General features: G+C 53.8%; 17 protein-coding genes, 1 tRNA gene and 1 rRNA gene. 13 read left to right on the top strand and 6 right to left on the bottom strand.

Going from position 1 to position 20,072, the window contains the following annotated elements; translation table 11 throughout:
* Positions 1 to 19 precede the first annotated feature (19 nt).
* The 13 genes from yhfZ to AC1RKG_RS11070 all read left to right on the top strand — a co-directional run bounded on the left by yhfZ (position 20) and on the right by AC1RKG_RS11070 (position 13,247).
* A complete protein-coding gene (yhfZ, locus tag AC1RKG_RS11130; protein ID WP_142816277.1) occupies positions 20 to 919 on the top strand; it encodes a GntR family transcriptional regulator YhfZ in 900 nt (299 codons plus the stop codon).
* A 160-nt stretch (positions 920 to 1,079) separates the two neighbouring features.
* Positions 1,080 to 1,964, top strand: coding sequence for a hypothetical protein (locus AC1RKG_RS11125; protein WP_020837201.1), 885 nt, complete (start codon positions 1,080 to 1,082; stop codon positions 1,962 to 1,964).
* Positions 1,965 to 2,108: 144 nt separating this feature from the next.
* A complete protein-coding gene (locus AC1RKG_RS11120; protein WP_493183036.1) occupies positions 2,109 to 2,459 on the top strand; it encodes a hypothetical protein in 351 nt (116 codons plus the stop codon).
* Positions 2,460 to 2,539: 80 nt separating this feature from the next.
* Positions 2,540 to 3,715, top strand: coding sequence for a YhfX family PLP-dependent enzyme (locus AC1RKG_RS11115; protein WP_020837203.1), 1,176 nt, complete (start codon positions 2,540 to 2,542; stop codon positions 3,713 to 3,715).
* Positions 3,712 to 4,941 carry a phosphopentomutase gene (locus tag AC1RKG_RS11110; RefSeq protein ID WP_493183033.1) on the top strand — a complete coding sequence of 410 codons (1,230 nt, stop codon included), beginning with the start codon at positions 3,712 to 3,714 and terminating at the stop codon, positions 4,939 to 4,941. Before AC1RKG_RS11115 ends, AC1RKG_RS11110 begins: the two co-directional genes overlap by 4 nt.
* Positions 4,938 to 5,837, top strand: a complete 900-nt coding sequence (locus AC1RKG_RS11105; RefSeq protein ID WP_130015880.1) for a phosphotriesterase-related protein — start codon at positions 4,938 to 4,940, stop codon at positions 5,835 to 5,837. Before AC1RKG_RS11110 ends, AC1RKG_RS11105 begins: the two co-directional genes overlap by 4 nt.
* Complete coding sequence (locus AC1RKG_RS11100) at positions 5,837 to 6,190, top strand: DUF2620 domain-containing protein (RefSeq protein ID WP_020837206.1); 354 nt, start codon at positions 5,837 to 5,839, stop codon at positions 6,188 to 6,190. The genes AC1RKG_RS11105 and AC1RKG_RS11100 overlap by 1 nt, the downstream gene beginning before the upstream one ends.
* A gap of 10 nt (positions 6,191 to 6,200) precedes the next feature.
* Positions 6,201 to 7,502 carry a YhfT family protein gene (locus AC1RKG_RS11095; RefSeq protein WP_493183031.1) on the top strand — a complete coding sequence of 434 codons (1,302 nt, stop codon included), beginning with the start codon at positions 6,201 to 6,203 and terminating at the stop codon, positions 7,500 to 7,502.
* Positions 7,503 to 7,561: 59 nt separating this feature from the next.
* Positions 7,562 to 8,434: an acid phosphatase gene (locus AC1RKG_RS11090; protein ID WP_020837208.1), complete on the top strand. Its 873-nt coding sequence runs from the start codon at positions 7,562 to 7,564 to the stop codon at positions 8,432 to 8,434.
* A gap of 315 nt (positions 8,435 to 8,749) precedes the next feature.
* Positions 8,750 to 9,289, top strand: coding sequence for a gluconokinase (gene gntK / locus AC1RKG_RS11085; protein ID WP_020837209.1), 540 nt, complete (start codon positions 8,750 to 8,752; stop codon positions 9,287 to 9,289).
* Positions 9,286 to 10,623, top strand: a complete 1,338-nt coding sequence (gene gntU / locus AC1RKG_RS11080) for a gluconate transporter (protein ID WP_020837210.1) — start codon at positions 9,286 to 9,288, stop codon at positions 10,621 to 10,623. Before gntK ends, gntU begins: the two co-directional genes overlap by 4 nt.
* A 111-nt stretch (positions 10,624 to 10,734) precedes the next feature.
* On the top strand, positions 10,735 to 12,549 hold the full coding sequence (gene edd / locus AC1RKG_RS11075; protein ID WP_493183029.1) for a phosphogluconate dehydratase: 1,815 nt from the start codon (positions 10,735 to 10,737) through the stop codon (positions 12,547 to 12,549).
* Positions 12,550 to 12,605: 56 nt separating this feature from the next.
* Positions 12,606 to 13,247, top strand: a complete 642-nt coding sequence (locus AC1RKG_RS11070; RefSeq protein ID WP_046372506.1) for a bifunctional 4-hydroxy-2-oxoglutarate aldolase/2-dehydro-3-deoxy-phosphogluconate aldolase — start codon at positions 12,606 to 12,608, stop codon at positions 13,245 to 13,247.
* A 27-nt stretch (positions 13,248 to 13,274) separates the two neighbouring features.
* Here the strand turns inward: AC1RKG_RS11070 and aceK are convergent, their stop codons facing one another.
* From aceK to AC1RKG_RS11040, 6 genes are all read right to left on the bottom strand, one after another.
* A complete protein-coding gene (aceK, locus tag AC1RKG_RS11065) occupies positions 13,275 to 15,029 on the bottom strand; it encodes a bifunctional isocitrate dehydrogenase kinase/phosphatase (RefSeq protein WP_020837213.1) in 1,755 nt (584 codons plus the stop codon).
* Between the two features lie 70 nt (positions 15,030 to 15,099).
* A complete protein-coding gene (gene aceA, locus AC1RKG_RS11060) occupies positions 15,100 to 16,407 on the bottom strand; it encodes an isocitrate lyase (RefSeq protein ID WP_020837214.1) in 1,308 nt (435 codons plus the stop codon).
* 47 nt (positions 16,408 to 16,454) lie between these two features.
* A complete protein-coding gene (gene aceB / locus AC1RKG_RS11055) occupies positions 16,455 to 18,053 on the bottom strand; it encodes a malate synthase A (RefSeq protein ID WP_129941604.1) in 1,599 nt (532 codons plus the stop codon).
* Between the two features lie 387 nt (positions 18,054 to 18,440).
* A complete protein-coding gene (gene metA / locus AC1RKG_RS11050; RefSeq protein WP_041415044.1) occupies positions 18,441 to 19,370 on the bottom strand; it encodes a homoserine O-acetyltransferase MetA in 930 nt (309 codons plus the stop codon).
* Positions 19,371 to 19,745: 375 nt separating this feature from the next.
* Positions 19,746 to 19,861 (bottom strand): 5S ribosomal RNA (rrf, locus tag AC1RKG_RS11045).
* A 52-nt stretch (positions 19,862 to 19,913) separates the two neighbouring features.
* Positions 19,914 to 19,989 (bottom strand) — tRNA-Thr (locus AC1RKG_RS11040).
* Positions 19,990 to 20,072 lie beyond the last annotated feature (83 nt).

Below are 20,072 nucleotides of genomic sequence, written 5' to 3'. Positions count from 1 at the left end.
CGCCCCCAACGAGCCGCCAATGAGAGATAAATTCATTAAGAAAGAAGGTATTGCGCTTATCCAACTCGCCAGATATTTGCTGGATGAGAAGCCGATGAACCGGTTACGCACTATCGATGAACTCTCTGAAAGTTTTGGCCTTTCCGTCGGCATTGTGCAAAACGCACTTAAATCGCTGGAAAGCAGTGGCTGCATTCAGTTGGAACGGCGCGGCCGCAACGGGACGCAATTAAAACAGTTAAACTATCAGGCGCTCCTTACCCAGGCCGATATTGGCAATATTGTTTGTGCGATGCCACTGCCCTACACCAAACTTTATGAGGGCTTAGCCAGCGGTCTGAAAATACAGTTTGGGCAAATACCGCTTTACTACGCGCATATGCGCGGAGCCAGCGTACGTATCGAATGCCTGCTGGATGGTATCTACGATATGGCCGTCGTATCCCATCTGGCCGCCAGACAGGTCTTACAGGAGGGCAAAGCCCGTATTGCGCTGGAGTTAGGCGCGGGATCCTATGTTTCAGGCCACCAGATGGTTTACCGCCGTGGCGAAGAAAACAGCATCCGTCGTGTGGGCCTGGATCCTCGCTCGCCAGATCAACGTCAATTGTCCGAACTCTATTTCCAGGGGCAAGAGATCGAATATGTCGATACGCCTTATCACGACTGTTTAAACCAAATAGAAAAAGGCAATATTGATTCAGCTATCTGGAACCTGGTGCAGAACTTTGCCAGTGACACCCTGGGCGCGATCCCCTTGCAAGGTCACCCTTCCTATATTCAAGCCTCTGAAGCCGTGCTGCTTATTCGCAGCGATGACGCTCTCATTCAGCGTCTTGTGGCACGTCAGGTTGACAAGAAGCAACTGCTGCAACACCAGAAAAATGTCGTTTCGGGAAAGGAAGAACCTTTTTACTGATTAGGCTTTGTATATAATTAATGCCAGCCGTTATTTACAGTTTTCCGATAATAAAACCCTTCATGCCATATTAATGCCTTTAAAGAGGTATAAAATAACCGCGTTAGTTTGTTCCGGAATCATATCCAATGTGTCAGGAATAGAGATAAGGAATGTGAAAATGAAACGCGAAGATAAATATAATCACGGTGACTACACTGATTTTCTAACGGCAATAAGAACCTTTGAATGCTCTATTGATCCTAAAGATGCCGACTATTATGACAAGCATTACGAAGATGACAAAGCAGTAACCTATCAACAAGTTGAGTATCCAGGTCGCGTAATTCGCGATAAAAATGGCGTTCCCCTGCACAGCACCACGTCAATAAAAGGCTATTTCATTAAGCTTGGCATTGATAAACTCTATACGCGTGGCTCCAGCGATCCTGAGATGTTTCGCCAGATGCAGTATGCTGTGATGAATTATCTGGGTTTTGTCGGTTATCAATTCAGTGAGCATGACCTTTGGGATCTTGGTTATTACTCCCATTATGATAATGAACAGCTCCCCATGTACTATTCAGATGTCGACGTCAGCAATTGGTCCAATGGAGTGCGAGAAAAAATAATGGATCTTCCGGACGGGAAAATCCATGTTACCGACGTGAATACCTGGAAGGGGACATTTACCGGCAAACATGGCATCAATTCTTTCGCCGATGTTATCGATCCGGATAAGCAAGAATTTATTGCCCTCGACCATTTCGACAATAAATACCAAAATATTGTTTTGCAGTTAGCCGACCATGGCAAAACCCTGAATGATTATCTGGGGAGTACGCTACGCTGGAGTGAATGCCAGCCCAAATTAGCCCCACCCGGTGGCCGTCCTGATGAGGTAACCCTCACTTTATCCGGCTTACTGGCCGGCGCTCATTTACGTGGGGCGGAAGGCGTTGTCGCCCTGTTGGTCAAGCATGAAAATCATGCTGATGAGAACAAAACGGCCATATTGCAGTATGTCTATGATTTTGGCGGCTACAGTACGCCTTATGACCAGTAAATCCGGTATGAGATTGGCAGGCGTCGGGTATGGCGCCTCATTATAATTTGTGATCTTGTTCAAGTAATAATCGCTTCCCCGTTGTCGTCCGTTATGCGCTCACTTACCATTTCATTTATATATTCAAAAAAATGAGGATATAAAATGATACGCCAGGGCCTGAACACGCTGCGACAAGCCAAAGTGATTGATGAAGACATTTATCAGGGAATGCTGGCCGTCGTCGAACAACTGCAACAGCATTGCCAATGCCCCTTACCCGCAGAGCAAGGCTGGTTGGCGATCGCACACATGGCCAATGCACTAATGCGTTGCCGGCAGCAGCAAACCGTCTCACCGTTGGACAACGAAATATTGGCGGAAATAGCGGAAGCAGGGAAATTGGAAGTGTTGCGCGAGCTCAATAATGCCCTGATGAAAAACTTTACCCTCGAACTCCACCCCGATGAAGAAGGCTACCTGCTGGTCAATTGGTACAGCTTGAGCAAAGCATAATCGCCATGAATAATTTCTCTTAAATATTCAAATAAATGAATATTTTCCACAAGGATGACAAACCAGGAGTAAAGGGAACGATGTTTATTACTGCATTACAACGTCAGAATCCTGCGCTGATCGGCACTGCCGTATCACTGTGGCAACAGAGAATCCTTCGCCCGGATAGCTACGTGATCGATGTTGATACCGTAGAGGAAAACGCCCGACACATATTGCAAATCGCTCAGCAGCATCACCTGACGCCTTATGTCATGAGCAAACAATTTGGCCGTAACCCTTGGTTATGCCAACGCATTATCAATCAGGGTTTTCCGGGCGCCGCCGCTGTCGATTTCAAAGAAGCGCAGCAGCTAATGCAGCATCGCGTTCCCTTGTGCCACGCAGGGCATCTTGTCCAGATCCCTGACGGTGAGATCGCCGCCATTCTGAAGCAGCGGCCAGAAGCGATCACCGTCTTTTCGGTTGAAAAAGCCCGCAGCGTCGCTGAACAGGCAAAAAAAATAGGCATCACGCAATCTTTATTGCTGAAAGTCTATCAGGAAGGCGACCTCCTCTACCCTGGGCAAGAGGGCGGCTTTCTGCTTGATGATGTCGTGGCCGCCGCCAGACAAATAGCACAGCTGGGGCATGTACAGGTGGTCGGCGTCACCCATTTCCCTTGCCTGCTTAGCCACAAGGCCGGCGATATCCCACAGACAACCCCCAACTTTGCCACCCTGATTGAAGCTGTGGCTCGCCTGCGTCAGGCCGGCTTCCAGATATGCCAAATCAATGCCCCCTCCGCCAATAGCTGCTCGTCGTTGCCGATGCTCGCACAGCTTGGCGTGACCCACATTGAGCCGGGGCACGCATTCACAGGAACCTTCCCGGCGAACGTTTTTGGTACTGAGCCAGAACGCCTGGCAATGCTATATCTGACTGAAATATCTCATCATTATAAAGAGCTCAGTTTTTGTTATGGCGGCGGGCACTATCGCCGCAGCCACGTCCAACACGCGCTGGTGTTCACCCCTGATGGTCAGATGAGCCAAACCGAAGTGGTGCCGCCGGAGGACCACAGTATTGATTATTACCTGGGGCTACGCGGGACCTTCCCTATTGGTAGCGTAGTCATCATGTGTTTTCGCACACAAATTTTCGTTACCCGCAGCGACGTCGCCATGGTGTGCGGTATTTCGCGGGGTGCCCCGCAGCTTGCCGGGGTATTCGACAGCCAAGGTAACAGACTCAGCCATTCAGGAGATGCCCGGTGAAAAAATTTGTGGTTATTGTTTTAGATGGCTTCGGTATCGGCGCCATGGACGATGTCGCCCACCAGCGCCCTCTTGATATTGGGGCCAATACCTGCGGCCACATCTTGCAAAAATACGGCCTGCTACGGCTGCCGACATTAGAGAAGCTGGGCCTGATTAACGCTTTGGGATATCAGCCAGACAATGTCATGCACCCCAATCCGGCGGCAAACTACGGCAACGCAAATTTGCAGCATCAGGGGGCCGACTCCTTTATGGGGCATCAGGAAATCATGGGCACTCGCCCTGACATCCCGTTATTGATGCCCTTTTCTCAGGTCAGGGAACAGGTGGCTTCGGCGCTCAATAAGGCCGGGTACCAGGTTGAACGTGTCGCGGTCGAGGATGGTTTATGCTACCTGCGAATTAACGGATGCGTCGCCATCGGCGATAACCTCGAGACCGATCCCGGCCAGGTTTATAATGTGACTGCCAATTTGGATGCCATTGATTTCGCCACCGTTCGCACCATTGGTGACATCGTTCGCAGCCAGGTTCACGTCGGCCGGGTGATTGTCTTTGGCGGCAACATTGGCAGTAATGCCGCTTTGCACAATGCCGCCGAAACCCGCGCAAAGCGCTATGTCGGGATCAATGCCCCCAAGTCAGGCGTCTATGACCATGGCTTTACCGTTGTCCATCTCGGTTATGGCGTCGATGCAAGCCAGCAAACCGCCGCCAGTTTGCACTCATCAGGCGTGCCCACGGTGTTAATCGGCAAAGTCGCAGATATCGTCATCAATCCTCACGGAACAAATTATCAGGGCATTTCAGATTCGGAAGAGATCATGCAATTGACCTTGCAGGCGGTCGAACTGCCGGGACAGGCCTTTATCTGCACCAATATCCAGGAAACAGATCTGGCCGGCCATGCCGAAAACAGCGATCGCTACGCTGAGCGATTACAAGTCGTTGACGGTTACCTGGCGCAATTACTGGCTCGACTCGGTCAAGACGACGCCCTGGTGGTGATGGCCGACCATGGAAATGACCCGACGATTGGTCACTCGCGCCATACCCGAGAAAAAGTGCCATTACTCTTCTGGCGCCCCGGCGTTCAAGGCGTCTATTTGGGCGAACGCTCAACCCTGGCTGATGTCGGGGCTACGGTCTGCGACGCATTTGGCGCTCCGGCACCTCAAAACGGCCATTCGTTCTTCCCGCAAATGAATAAGGGACAACCATGAATCCTTCATCGCAATTTGATCGACGTGGCTATACCTATGCACACGAACATCTGCATATTGATCTGTCGCCGTTCAAACAGAATATTGATTGCCGATTGGATTGTTACGCACTCCTCGTGGATGAAATGAAAACGCTGGTCAATAAAGGCGTATTGAACCTGGTTGAGGTCACGAACCGCTATATGGGGCGTAATCCTCAATTTATGCTGGATTTGATGCAAGAAACCGGCATAAACATCCTGGCATCAACCGGTTACTACCAACAGGATTTCTATCCGCCACATGTTGCTCAGCGCAGCGCGCAGCAGTTGGCGCAAGAAATGATCGACGAGATTGAGCACGGCATTGACGGCACAACGCTGCGCGCCAGCGTAATTGCAGAAATTGGCAGCAGCGAAGGCACCATTACCCCAACGGAAGAGAAAGTATTCCATGCTGCTGCCCTGGCACATTTAGCCACCGGAAAACCCATCTCTACGCATACCAGTTTCAGCACCATGGGATTGGAGCAGTTGCAGCTATTAATGCGCCATGGTGTATCCGCCGAACGTATTGTTATTGGCCACTGCGATTTACGCGATCAGTTGGACACCTTGCTGAGGATTACTGAAACCGGCGCTTTTATTCAATTCGACACTATCGGCAAAAACGATTACTACCCGGACGAAAAGCGCGTGGCGACATTGCTGGCACTTTCTCAACGCGGACTATTGAGCCAGGTAATGCTTTCCATGGATATCACCCGACGTTCCCACCTGGCCGCAAATGGCGGTCTGGGATTCAGTTATCTCATTGATAGATTCGTCCCCATGCTGCTGCAAGCTGGGATACCACAACAAGATATTGACCATATGCTGTGCACCAATCCAAACACTTTCTTCAGAGGACAAGAATAATGAAAAAGATCGGTATTGCAGGTTTACAACGCGAGCAAATTAAACAAGCTATCGAATCAGCCGCCCCCGGTAAATTTGAGTGCTTTATTCAAAATGACATGGAAGCGGCCAGTAAAGTCAAAAGTGGCGAACTGGATTACTTTATTGGCGCCTGTAATACCGGCGCCGGTGCAGCGTTATCCATCGCTATTGCGATTATCGGTTATAACCGCTGCTGCACCATTGCCAAACCGGGAATACAGGCAAAAGAAGAACAAATAATAAAATGGGTCAACGAAGGCAAAGTGGCCTTTGGCCTTTCGGTGGAACATGTTGAACATGCCATCCCGATGCTGATGGGTCATTTGAATTAAGGGGGTATCCATGGAGCAGTATTTGCATATTGTTATTGTCGCTTTGCTAACGGGAATGACCTCGCTGCTTTCTCATCGTTCCGTTGCCGTATTTCACGACGGTATTCGTCCGATTCTGCCGCAATTGGTCGAAGGGAATATGAATCGCCGTGAAGCCGGCAGCATTGCATTTGGTTTGAGCATCGGCTTCGTCGCATCCGTCGGGATCTCCTTTACCCTCTCAACCGGGCTGTTGAACAGTTGGTTGCTGTTTTTACCCACCGACATCATCGGCGTACTGGCCTTTAACAGCTACCTGGCTTTCGCTTTGGGCATGGCCTGGGGAGCATTGGTGCTAACCAGTTTGGTGCCGATCAATACCCTGCTGACCGCGCTTCCCGTGGATATCCTCGGTTCACTGGGCGAGCTTTCCAGCCCGGTGATTTCGGCCTTCGCGCTGTTCCCACTGGTGGCTATTTTCTATCAATTCGGCTGGCGCCATAGCCTGCTGGCCGCCGTCGCCGTACTGATGTCGCGCGTCATTGTCGTGCGCTTTTATCCTTCACTCTTTCCAGAGTCGATTGAGATATTCGTCGGTATGGTGATGCTGCTGGGGATTGCGATATTTCGTGATATCTCACAGCGCAAGCATCATGAAGTAAACCATGGCACCTCTGTTTTCGAGGAGAGAACCTCTCGCATTATCAAGAATCTGCCGCTGCTCGCCATTACCGGTGCGCTAATCTCGACGGTTGCCAGCCTTAAGCTGTTTGGAGGGTCTGAGGTTTCGATCTATACGCTGGCAAAAGCCTGGGCCCCCGGCGTATCTCCGGAAGAATCCGCTGCGTTGGTCAATCAAGCTGCGCTGGCTGAGTTTATGCGTGGTTTGGGCTTTATTCCGCTCATCGCCACCACCGCGCTAGCCACTGGGGTGTACGCCGTCGCCGGTTTTACCTTCGTCTTTACCGTCGGTTATCTGGCCCCCTCGCCCTGGTTAGCGGCCATTTTAGGTGCCCTGACCATCACGTTGGAAGTGCTGTTGTTGCGGACTATCGGCCGTTGGTTAAGCAACTATCCCTCGGTTCGTAATGCCTCAGACAGTATCCGCAATGCGATGAACATGCTGATGGAATTTGCTTTGCTGATCGGCGCTATTTTCGCCTCTATCAAGATGGCGGGCTATACCGGCTTTAGCATCACCGCTGCCCTGTACTTCCTTAATGAAGCGCTGGGGCGTCCTATATTGAAAATTGCCGCCCCGGTAGTGGCGACCATAATATGCGGTATTTTACTGAACATTTTGTATTTTTTAGGGTTGTTCGTCGTTAATTAACCGAATGTTTTAAACGGAATGTCTGACTAAAGTCGCAATAAAAACACAGGGAAATAATAATGAAAATAGAGAATAATCAAAACACAACCCGCTCAAAGTGCTTTGCAGTATTAGCATTACTGTTGGGTTCTACGGCATTTTTATCGGCGGCCCACGCAAACAACGATACCGCACCCAATAACGATCCTGCTGAAACCTGGCGCACCGATTATAGCGATATCGGTTACCCGAACGTGGGTTTTTCCCCTTATATCAAAGGTTGGATTAATGGTTATCTGACACCGGCAGATTATCCTGACGGCGCAAAAATTCTGCCGCCGCCGCCAAAAGAGCATTCCGCAGCAGCAAAAAGCGATATTGAAACGTTCCATGAATTACGACAGCTGCGCGATACGCCACGCGGCCAGTTGGCGATCGAAGATGCCAAACTCTCCTTCAACCATATTGGCAGCGCATTTTCACCGGCGCTGGGCATCACTATTTCACGTAAAAATACGCCTCATTTGCACCTGCTCCTCAGCCGTGTTTTTACCGATGCAGGTTACGCCTCCAATGACACCAAAAAAGCGTTTAGCCGGATTCGGCCCTACTCGGCATTACGTATCGACAGTTGCACGCCCAAAGAACATAGCGCGTTAAGTAACGACGGCGGCTCTTATCCCTCCGGTCATGCCGTCACCGGGATGATGTGGGCCATGACGTTAACCGCCATGGAGCCACAACTGGCAACCCCGTTAATGAAAAAAGGCTATGAGTTTGGTCGTAGTCGCCTGATCTGCGGCGTACATTGGGAAAGTGATGTCAACGCGGGTCGTTTCCTTGCTGCCGGCGCTTTCGCTCGCCTCCAGGCCAGCCCCGAATATCAAAAACAATTCCGCGAAGCCAAGCTGGAAGTCGATCGTCTGTTAGCGCAAAAACAAGGCAGTAAATAAACGTCAGCGCTGATTACCCGGCGCATCAGACGAAAATCATCATCGTAAAAATGCCCAGGTTTGCGCAGAGAGTGTCGCTGCGCAAGCCTTTCTCCATGACGATTATCCCCATCGTGACGCATGCTCACTGCTCAACTTCAACGAGGTTTCATGTCTGGATGACAGCCTGAAATAGTTGAAGCCGATCACAAATAATGACTTTGCCAACGGAAGCCGATTGCAACCGGCGAAACTTCCTTCGACAATGTTACCGATAACATGTTACCGGTAACAAATAATGCAAGGTAACGCCACTTGTCGTTTTGGAGCTAAGCCATGACCAATAATCAAAACCGTATTTACGTCATTATGGGCGTTTCCGGCAGCGGCAAGTCTGCCGTGGCCGCCGCAGCGGCCCGCCAACTGTCTGCCGGGTTCCTTGACGGTGACTTTCTGCACCCGCGCAGCAATATCCTGAAAATGGCCGCCGGTGAACCGCTGAACGATGACGATCGCGCCCCATGGCTGGCCGCCCTCAACGATGCTGCCTTTGCGATGCAACGCACCAATACTGTTTCGGTCATTGTCTGTTCGGCGCTGAAAAAGCACTACCGCGATCGCCTGCGCGCCGGTAACGGCAACCTGTCGTTCATCTACCTGCACGGCGATTTTCCGGTGATCGAAGCCCGCCTGGCTGCGCGTAACGGCCACTTCTTCAAGCCACAGATGTTGGTAACGCAGTTCGCGGCGCTGGAGCAACCGGGCGCGGACGAAAGCGACGTTATGTCCGTAGATATCAACCAGCCGCTGGAAGCCGTCATCGCCGATACCGTACGACATATCCAGAGTTTCCTGCCACAGGACGTGTGCGCGTGAATACTGTAACGCTGGTCGGTACCGCAGTCGGCTCGGTTCTATTACTGCTGTTTCTGGTGATGAAGGCACGCATGCATGCCTTCGTCGCGTTAATGTTGGTGTCTATCGCTGCCGGTATTTTTTCCGGCATGCCGTTGGACCGCATCGCCGATACCATGCAAAAAGGCATGGGCGATACGCTGGGTTTCCTGGCGATCGTCGTGGCGCTGGGCGCCATGTTCGGCAAGATACTGCATGAGGTCGGCGCACTCGATCAAATTGCGGCACATTTGCTGAAACGTTTCGGCCAAAGTAAAGCCCATTACGCGCTCGGTATCGCCGGGTTGATCTGCGCCCTGCCGCTGTTCTTTGACGTGGCGGTGGTACTGCTGATCGGCATCGTGTTTGCCGTCGCACGTCGCACCGACGGCAATATCGTCAAGCTGGCCATTCCCTTGTTCGCCGGCGTCGCCGCTGCGGCTTCCTTCCTGCTGCCGGGGCCGGTCCCAATGCTGCTTGCGGCGCAAATGAAAGCCGACTTCGGCTGGATGATCGCCATCGGCCTGGTCGCCGCCGTCCTCGGCATGCTGATTGCAGGCCCATTGTACGGCAGCTTTATTAGCCGCTTCGTTAACTGGCCAATGCCGGCAGACGAAAACGAACCGACACTCAACAAAGGCAACCTGCCGTCATTTGGCTTTAGCCTGGCGCTGGTACTCTGCCCACTGGTGCTGGTCGGCATGAAAACCATTGGTGCACGTCTGGTCACGCCAGGTTCTCAGTTGCAGCAGTGGCTGGAGTTTATTGGCCATCCGTTCACCGCCATTTTAATCGCCTGTCTAATCGTGATTTATGGGCTGGCAAAACCGCGCGGCATGACCAACGAACAAACGCTGGCCATCTGTTCGGCTGCAGTGCAGCCCGCCGGGATCATCCTGCTGATGACCGGTGCCGGCGGCGTGTTCAAACAAATCCTGGTGGATTCCGGCGTAGGTCCGGCACTGGGTGACGCCATGATTGGCACCGGCTTGCCGATCGCCGTAGCCGCCTTTGCATTATCCGCTATGGTACGCGTGATCCAAGGCTCCGCCACCGTTGCCTGCCTGACCACCGTTGGCCTGGTGCTGCCGGTGACCAGCCAGTTGGGGCTCGGCGGTGGGCAGCTGGCCGCGCTGGCTATCTGTATTGCCGGGGGGTCTATCGTGCTCAGCCACGTCAACGATGCCGGTTTCTGGCTGTTCGGCAAGTTTACCGGCGCCAATGAGCTGCAAACGCTAAAAACCTGGACGGTGATGGAAACCATCCTTGGCAGCGTGGGTGGCATCATCGGCATGATCGCTTTCACCCTGTTTTAAATCACGATAACGACATAACACCGCCCCCGGCCTTTGCACATCAGGGCTGCAATATTCCACCGGGGGCACCGCCACAGGCGGCGTCTATAACAATAGCCATGTGAGGAAGGTATGCTTAATCCCACCCTATCCCGTGTCACGCAACACATCATCGACCGTTCCAAACAGAGCCGCGCCGCCTATCTGGCACGCATTGAAGCGGCGCGTTCCCAAACCGTGCACCGCGCACAGCTGGCCTGCGGCAACCTGGCGCACGGTTTTGCCGCCTGTCAGCCGGACGACAAAACCGCACTGAAAAACATGGTGCGCAGTGATATCGCCATCATCACCGCTTATAACGATATGTTGTCTGCCCACCAGCCCTACGAAAACTATCCCCAACGGCTGAAACAGGCGTTGCATGCCGTGGGCGCGGTCGGTCAGGTAGCCGGTGGCGTACCGGCGATGTGTGACGGCGTGACCCAGGGGCAGGATGGTATGGAGCTATCGCTGATGAGCCGCGACGTGATCGCCATGTCCTCAGCTATCGGTCTGTCACACAATATGTTCGACGGCGCGCTGTTCCTCGGCATCTGCGACAAAATCGTGCCGGGTCTGGTGATGTCCGCCCTGTCCTTTGGCCATCTGCCGTCGCTGTTTGTTCCTGCCGGCCCGATGAGCAGCGGCTTACCGAACAAAGAGAAAGTGCGCGTGCGTCAGCTGTACGCCGAAGGCAAGGCCGATCGACTGGCGCTGTTGGAGGCCGAAGCCGCTTCGTATCACGGCATCGGCACCTGCACCTTCTACGGCACCGCCAACACCAACCAGATGGTAATGGAAGTGATGGGGTTGCACCTGCCGGGATCCTCCTTCGTTCACCCGGACACCCCTTTGCGCGATGCGTTGACCGACGCTGCCGCACGCCAGGTCACTCGCCTGACCGAAACCGCCGGCAACTATCTGCCAATCGGCAAACTGGTGGATGAAAAGGTGGTGGTTAACGGCATCGTTGCGCTGCTGGCCACCGGCGGCTCCACCAATCTGACCATGCATATGGTGGCGATGGCGCGCGCCGCCGGCATCATCATCAACTGGGACGACTTCTCCGAACTGTCGGACGCCGTACCGCTGCTGTGCCGTATCTACCCGAACGGCCCGGCGGACATCAATCAGTTCCAGGCATCTGGCGGCGTCGCCCTGGTGGTGCGCGAACTGCTAAAGCACGGCCTGCTGCACGAAGACGTGCACACCGTGGCCGGTTTTGGCCTGACGCGTTATACCCAGGAGCCGTGGCTGGATAACGGTCAGTTGGCCTGGCGCGAGGGCGCGGAAAGCTCGCTCGATACCCAGGTTATCGCCAGCGTGGCGGAGCCTTTCGAACATCACGGCGGCACCAAGGTTTTGGCAGGCAACCTCGGTCGCGCGGTGATGAAAACCTCGGCGGTGCCGGCCGACAATCAGATTATCGAAGCGCCGGCGGTGATATTTGACAGCCAGCATGACATCGTGCCGGCATTTGAAGCCGGCAAGCTGGATCGCGATTGCGTGGTGGTGGTTCGCTTCCAGGGGCCGCAGGCCAATGGCATGCCCGAACTGCACAAGCTGATGCCACCGCTGGGCGTGCTGATGGACCGCGGATTTAAAGTCGCGCTGGTCACCGATGGCCGCCTGTCAGGCGCCTCCGGCAAGGTCCCTTCCGCTATCCACGTGACCCCGGAAGCCTATACCGGCGGCATGCTGGCCAAGGTGCAGGACGGCGATGTGATCCGCGTAAACGGCCGCACCGGTGAATTGGCATTACTGGTCGATGCCGACATTCTGGCCCAGCGAGCGCCTTACCAACCGGACCTGAGCGCCGAACATATCGGCTGCGGCCGTGAACTGTTCGGCGCATTACGCAGCCAGCTTTCCGGTGCCGAACAGGGCGCCTGCTGCATTAAATTTTAACCGATAGCATGGCCGGGCAGCCCGAAGGCGACGGCTATAACTGGAGAGAACCCTTAATGAACAATTGGAAAACCAGCGCAGAGCAGATCCTGATGGCCGGCCCGGTAGTCCCGGTGATCGTCATCAACAAATTGGAACACGCGATCCCGCTGGCGAAAGCCCTGGTGGCCGGTGGCGTCCGGGTATTGGAAGTCACCCTGCGCACCGCCTGCGCAATGGACGCGATCCGTGCTATTGCCAAAGAAGTGCCTGATGCCATCATCGGCGCCGGTACCGTCATCAACCCGCAGCAGCTGCAGGAAGTGACCGATGCCGGGGCGCAATTCGCCATCAGCCCGGGCCTGACTGCCGATCTGCTGCAAGCGGCCACGGCCGGTTCAATCCCGTTAATTCCGGGTATCAGCACCGTGTCTGAACTGATGTTGGGCATGGATCATGGGCTGCGTGAGTTTAAATTCTTCCCGGCGGAAGCCAACGGCGGCGTGAAAGCACTGCAGGCGATCGGCGGCCCGTTCCCGCAGGTACGTTTCTGCCCGACCGGCGGTATTTCACCGAGCAACTACCGTGACTATCTGGCGCTGAAAAGCGTGCTGTGCATCGGCGGCTCCTGGCTGGTGCCGGCGGATGCGCTGGAAAGCGGCGACTACGCACGCATCACCGAATTGGCGCGTGCCGCCGTTGCGGGTGCAAAAGCTTAATGCTATCGGGCGCGGCGTGCCGCGCCCTTACGTCGCTGCCGAGGTAGCAGGCAGTGCCACCCCGCTGCGCTGGCTAAAACGCCGTTTCTTGCGGTAAGCGAAGACATCCTCCACATGCCCGTCGCGAATGCGCTGCTGCAGCCCGCGCCAGTAATCGGCTTCGAACAGGTCACTGTGCAACTCTTCAAACACCTGCCGAATGCGCCGATCGCCACACAGAAAATGCCTGAACTCCTCCGGGAATACATCGTTCGCCGACACGCTGTACCACGGCTCGCTGGCCAGTTCATCTTCCGGGTAACGCGGCGGCGGAATATCGCGGAAGTTCACCTCGGTCATATAGCAAATTTCATCGTAATCGTAGAACACCACCCGCCCGTGCCGGGTCACGCCGAAGTTCTTGAATAGCATGTCGCCGGGGAAAATATTGGCGGCGGCCAGTTGTTTGATCGCATTGCCATACTCTTCGATAGCGTCGCGCATCTGCTGCTCATTGGCCTGCTCCAGATACAGGTTCAGCGGCGTCATGCGCCGTTCCATATACAGGTGCTTGATCACGATGCGATCGCCCAGATCCTCCAGCTTGTCCGGCACTTCACGCTGCAATTCAGCCAAAAGCTCCGGGCTGAGGCGCGCCTTGTCGACGACAAAATTCTCGTACTCTTGGGTATCCGCCATGCGCCCCACGCGGTCGTGTTCTTTCACCAACTGGTAACAGGCCATCACCTGCGCCTGCGTCACCTCTTTTTGCGGTGCGAACTCGTCTTTGATCACCTTGAACACCCGATCGAACGACGGCAGGGTAAACACCAGCATCACCATGCCTTTCACCCCCGGCGCGATGATGAACTGCTCCTGCGAGCCAGCCATAAACGTCAGGTATTCACGGTAACATTCCGTTTTACCGTGCTTCTGGCAGCCAATCGCCATATACAGTTCGGCGGTGGTTTTGCCCGGCAGTATTTCTCGCAGCCACTCGACCATCGCTGCCGGAAGCGGTGCGTAAACCATAAAGTAAGAACGTGCGAAACCGAAGACGATACTGGCCTCGGCCTTACTGGTCAGGCAGGTATCGATAAACAAGGCACCGGAATCGCTGTGATGGATCGGCAGCAGGAAAGGATAGACCGTATCCGCCACCCGCAACTTACCGACCAGCCAGGCAGCCTTGTTACGGTAAAAGAGCTCATTGGCAATCTGGAACGTCGCTCCAGCCAGCTGCTGCGCGCTAAAGCTCTGTTGCAACGCCAGCGTGATGTAATCAATATCACGCGACAAGTTTTCCCAAGGTAGCCGCAGAGGTAAATCGGTCAACAGGTTGTACAGCATCGCCGATACATCACCGCCAGCAGTGAAATTGCGCGACAGCGGACGCGGGATATCGCGAAAGCGTCCCTCGGGCTGGGAGCTGAAAACAAACAGCTTTTCCGGCGTTAAATCCCGGTGTTTGAACAGGCGGCAGTAAACCGAATTGAAGAAGCTTTCGGCGATCTCAAAGCGTGGGTACTCCGGCAACAGGTCGGTGTACACCGCCTTCACCCGGCTGGGGAAATCCGCATCAAAGGACTTTTGCCCCGTGATGCACTTCAGTTGCTCCACCACCAAACCGACGTGATGGTCATACAGGTGAATACGCTTTTTCATCGCCTGTTGCACCGCCGGCCAGTCTGCTCGCTCAAAACGCTGCTGCGCACCGGCAGTCACCTCAAGGAAGCGGCCATATTGCGCATCAAAACCCTGCAGTATCGTCTGTGCGATCAACAGCTCCAGTTTCGCCGCCATCCTTACCTCCCGCCAGAAAATAGAGCCCGCATATGCAGGCTCTGGGTTAGGTTTTTTCAGCGTTGCCGCCTCAGAACTGCTGTTCTTCCGTCGAACCGGTCAGCGCCGTTACCGAAGAAGCACCGCCCTGAATGATGGTAGTAACCTTGTCGAAATAGCCGGTACCCACTTCCTGCTGGTGCGATGCGAAGGTGTAACCGCGTGAAACGGCATCGAATTCCGGTTTCTGTACCTTCTCGACGTAGTGCTTCATGCCCTCGCCCTGTGCATAAGCGTGCGCCAGGTCAAACATGTTGAACCACATGCTGTGGATGCCCGCCAGCGTGATGAACTGGTACTTGTATCCCATCGCCGACAGTTCCTCCTGGAAGCGGGCAATCGTCTGATCGTCCAGGTTCTTTTTCCAGTTGAACGACGGTGAACAGTTGTATGCCAGCAGTTTGCCTGGGAATTTGGCGTGAATGGCATCAGCGAAACGCTTGGCTGCCTGCAGATCCGGCGTGGAGGTTTCGCACCACACCAGGTCGGCGTAAGGGCAATACGCCAGGCCACGGCTGATCGCTTGCTCAATGCCGGCATGGGTACGGAAGAAACCTTCCGCTGTACGTTCGCCGGAGACAAACTCGCTGTCGTATGGATCGCAGTCTGACGTCAGCAAATCGGCCGCATCGGCGTCGGTACGTGCGATGACCAGCGTTGGCACACCGAGCACGTCTGCAGCCAAACGGGCTGCTACCAGCTTCTGAATCGCTTCCTGAGTTGGCACCAGCACTTTTCCGCCCATATGGCCGCACTTTTTCACCGCCGCCAATTGGTCTTCGAAATGCACCCCGGCAGCGCCGGCCTCAATCATGGCTTTCATCAGCTCAAAGGCATTCAGCACGCCGCCAAAACCGGCTTCGGCATCGGCGACAATCGGCAGGAAGTAGTCGGTGTAACCCTTACTGCCCGGTTCAATTTTATTGGCCCACTGGATCTGATCGGCACGGCGGAAAGTATTGTTGATACGTTTAACCACCGCCGGCACGGAATCAACCGGGTACAGCGACTGGTCCGGATACATGGCAGACGCGGTGTTGGCATCCGCAGCGACCTGCCAGCCAGACAGATAAATCGCCTCAATACCTGCTTTGGCCTGCTGCAATGCCTGCCCGCCAGTCAGCGCACCCAGGCTGTTGACATAGCCTTTGCGTGATTTACCGTGCAGCAGTTCCCACAGCTTGGCGGCACCGTTTTGTGCCAGCGTGCAGACCGGATTGACCGAGCCGCGCAAATTAATCACGTCTTCAGCGCTGTATGGGCGCGTGATGCCTTCCCAGCGAGCCGATTTCCATTCCTGTTCCAGTTGTTGAATCTGTTGAGCACGAGAGGTAGACATAATTTTTATCCTTTTCAATAATGTAGGGTTAATGGTCAGGAACAGGTTCAGGCCAGAAGCTCATAGCCGGGTAAGGTCAGAAAATCGATTAATTCGTCTTGCGTAGTGATACGTTCCATCAGGCGCGCAGCTTCTTCGAAACGGCCAGCGTTAAAGCGCGCCTCACCCAATTCTTCACGTACCACCAACATCTCTTCTTTCAGCATCTGGCGGAACAGCGCCTTGGTGACCAACTGGCCATCGCTCAGGCTCTTTTGGTGATGGATCCACTGCCAGATTGAGGTACGGGATATTTCCGCCGTCGCCGCATCTTCCATCAGGCCGTAAATCGGTACGCAGCCATTGCCGGAGATCCAGGCCTCGATGTATTGCACCGCCACGCGAATATTGGCGCGCATGCCGGCTTCGGTCCGTTCGCCATCACAGGGTTCCAGCAGTTGCGCGGCGCTGATCGGCGCATCGTTTTCACGCAGGACTTCCAACTGATTACGGCGTTCGCCGAGCACTTTGCTGAACACTTCCATGACGGTATCTGCCAACCCCGGATGCGCCACCCAGGTGCCGTCATGGCCGTTATTGGCCTCCAGCTCTTTATCCGCCCGTACCTTGTTCAATACCCAGGCATTTTTCTCGGCGTCTTTGCTAGGGATAAACGCGGCCATGCCCCCCATGGCAAAAGCACCTCGCTTGTGGCAGGTCTTGATCAGCAAGCGGGAGTAAGCACTGAGGAACGACTTGTCCATCGTGACCGACTGGCGATCCGGCAGGACCCGGTCAGCGTGGTTTTTCAGCGTTTTGATATAGCTGAAGATGTAATCCCAACGGCCGCAGTTCAACCCGACGATATGATCGCGCAGGTGGTAAAGGATCTCGTCCATCTGGAATACCGCCGGCAGCGTTTCGATCAATACCGTGGCCTTGATGGTGCCGCGCGGCAGGGAGAAACGATCCTCGGCAAAGCTGAATACCTCACTCCACCAGGCGGCTTCCTGCCAGGATTGGGTTTTCGGCAGGTAGAAATAAGGGCCGCTGCCTTTTGCCAGCAATTGACGGTAGTTGTGGAAGAAATACAGTGCGAAATCGAACAGACCGCCAGGGATCGCTTCGCCCTGCCACTGCACGTGTTTCTCCGGCAAATGCAGGCCACGTACGCGCGCTATCAATACCGCTGGATTAGGCTTCAACTGATAAATCTTGCCGGCTTCATTGGTGTAAGAAATGGTGCCATTCACTGCATCATGCAGGTTGATTTGCCCATCGATCACTTTGTCCCAGCTCGGCGCCAGTGAATCTTCGAAATCCGCCATAAACACCTTCACATTGGCATTCAAGGCATTGATCACCATTTTGCGTTCAACCGGCCCGGTGATTTCGACCCGACGGTCGCGCAGATCCTCGGGTATGCCGCGGATCTTCCACTCTCCATTTCGAATGGAATCAGTTTCCGAAATAAAGTCTGGGAGTTCGCCCTGATCGATCTTCTGCTGCCAACAGGCACGCGCAGCCAAAAGCTTATTGCGCTGCGGAGTAAAGTTACTCACCAGATCCGCCAGGAATTCGACCGCGTCATCCGTCAACACCTGCCGTTCAGCAGCGGTAAAACCCTGCGTAAACGTTAACTCCGTGCCTGCTATCTGTTGCGTCATTGTCTTGCTCCTTCGCATCATTGTGCACCGCAGCTGCAAGTCAGGCGGGCACATCTTCATCAGAAATCAGTGCGGATCAGGATGAATAAAATGATCCTCAACTGGTCAGATCTCATCTCGCTGGATCTAAGAATACTCAACTAAAAATAAAAATCAAAAACGATTTCCATTTTATTATTAAATATTTTATTAACCTTTTATTATCAATTGGTTATTAAAAATAACAATACCAGAGGGTAAGGAAAGCGGTTCCATTTCCTGTCGATGGTTGTATCAAGTGTTTGTTAGATAATGAGTTTTAGTAAGAATGGCAGATAAATAAGGGGAAAAGCGCTGGGAGAGGAGTGCCGGCGGCCTCGATTCAGCCGCCGGTTAAAGCAAAAAATGTTATTCCAGGGTCGGGTTCATATGACGCAGATCGTAAGGTGTGATCTGGTAAACGTAGTAGTTAAGCCAGTTGGCGAACAACAGGTGGCCATGGCTGCGCCACGTCGCTTTGGGGGTAAGTTCGGGGTTATCGTCGGGGAAGTAATTGAGCGGCACTACCGGGTTGAGACCTGCTTCGTTATCGCGACAGTACTCACCGGCGAGCGTCAGCGCATCATACTCTGGGTGCCCAGTCACGAACGCCAGCCGTTTATCCTTGCTGGCGAACAAATAGGCCCCGGTTTGCTCCGACTCGGCCAGGATATCCAGATCCGTGTACTGCCGAATAATCTCGGTAGGGAAATCCGCATAGCGCGAATGGGGGGCCAGGAAAGTCTCATCAAAACCACGCGTCAGCAAGGCATGCTGCTGCAAGGTTTGATGCTGGTAAACGCCAGAGAGTTTCACTTCACGCGTCATCTTCGGGATGCCATACAGAATATTCAAAGCGGCCTGCACGGCCCAACAGACAAATAGCGTGGAGGTCACGTGATTCTTGGCCCAATCTATTACGCGTTCAATCTGCGGCCAGTAAGCAACGTCGCAGAAATCAACCAACCCTAGCGGGGCCCCCGTCACGATCAGACCATCAAAGTTCTGATCCTGGATGTCTTCAAAATCACAGTAAAAGTTGTTCAGATGCTCCGCCGGCGTGTTCTTTGACTCGCGGCTGTCGATACGCAGCAACTGGATATCGATTTGCAAAGACGAGTTAGAAAGCAGACGTAAAAACTGATTTTCCGTCTCGATCTTCTTTGGCATCAGGTTAAGGATCAGCACTTTCAACGGCCTGATTTCCTGTGTTTTTGCCCGTGAGGATGTCATCACAAAGACATTCTCATTGCGCAAGAAACTTACTGCAGGTAACTCATCAGGAACACGAATCGGCATTGCTTAATCCCCACACATCCGTTTAAACGTTTAGACTTCTAGATGCCCGAAGATAGCGGTTTTTTACCGTAATGTCGAGTGTTCAACGGAAAGGTGAAAATGTTTCATCGCGGCGATGACGGGAGGTTGAACGTATTTTTGGACGCTAAAAAGCAAAAAGGCCATCCTTGCGGATGGCCTCTGGCTTAATTGATGCCTGGCAGTGTCCTACACGATTCGTCTCATCCTGAGACTCACCCCTTCGGGGCCGCCGCAAGCGGCGTTAAAGCCCGTTCCCGACGGGCTTTTCGCATGCCCATGCTCGAGCAGAACGACCCACAGCAGATAAAACAAAAAGCCCTACGCTTTCACGTAGGGCTTGTTGCTTTATTTGATGCCTGGCAGTGTCCTACTCTCGCATGGGGAGACCCCACACTACCATCGGCGCTACGGCGTTTCACTTCTGAGTTCGGCATGGGGTCAGGTGGGACCACCGCGCTATTGCCGCCAGGCAAATTCTTTTAATTCTTTTTTGCCGAACTTCTAAACCCACTTTAAATAAAGTGGTGCTGATACCCAGAGTCGAACTGGGGACCTCACCCTTACCAAGGGTGCGCTCTACCAACTGAGCCATATCAGCACACTAATTTGATGCCTGGCAGTGTCCTACTCTCGCATGGGGAGACCCCACACTACCATCGGCGCTACGGCGTTTCACTTCTG

The sequence above is a fragment of the Serratia sp. GW822-FHT06D09 genome, assembly GCF_058799515.1.
The sequence above is the reverse complement of the archived record's forward strand: the minus strand, read 5'-3'. Positions and strand labels throughout refer to the sequence as shown.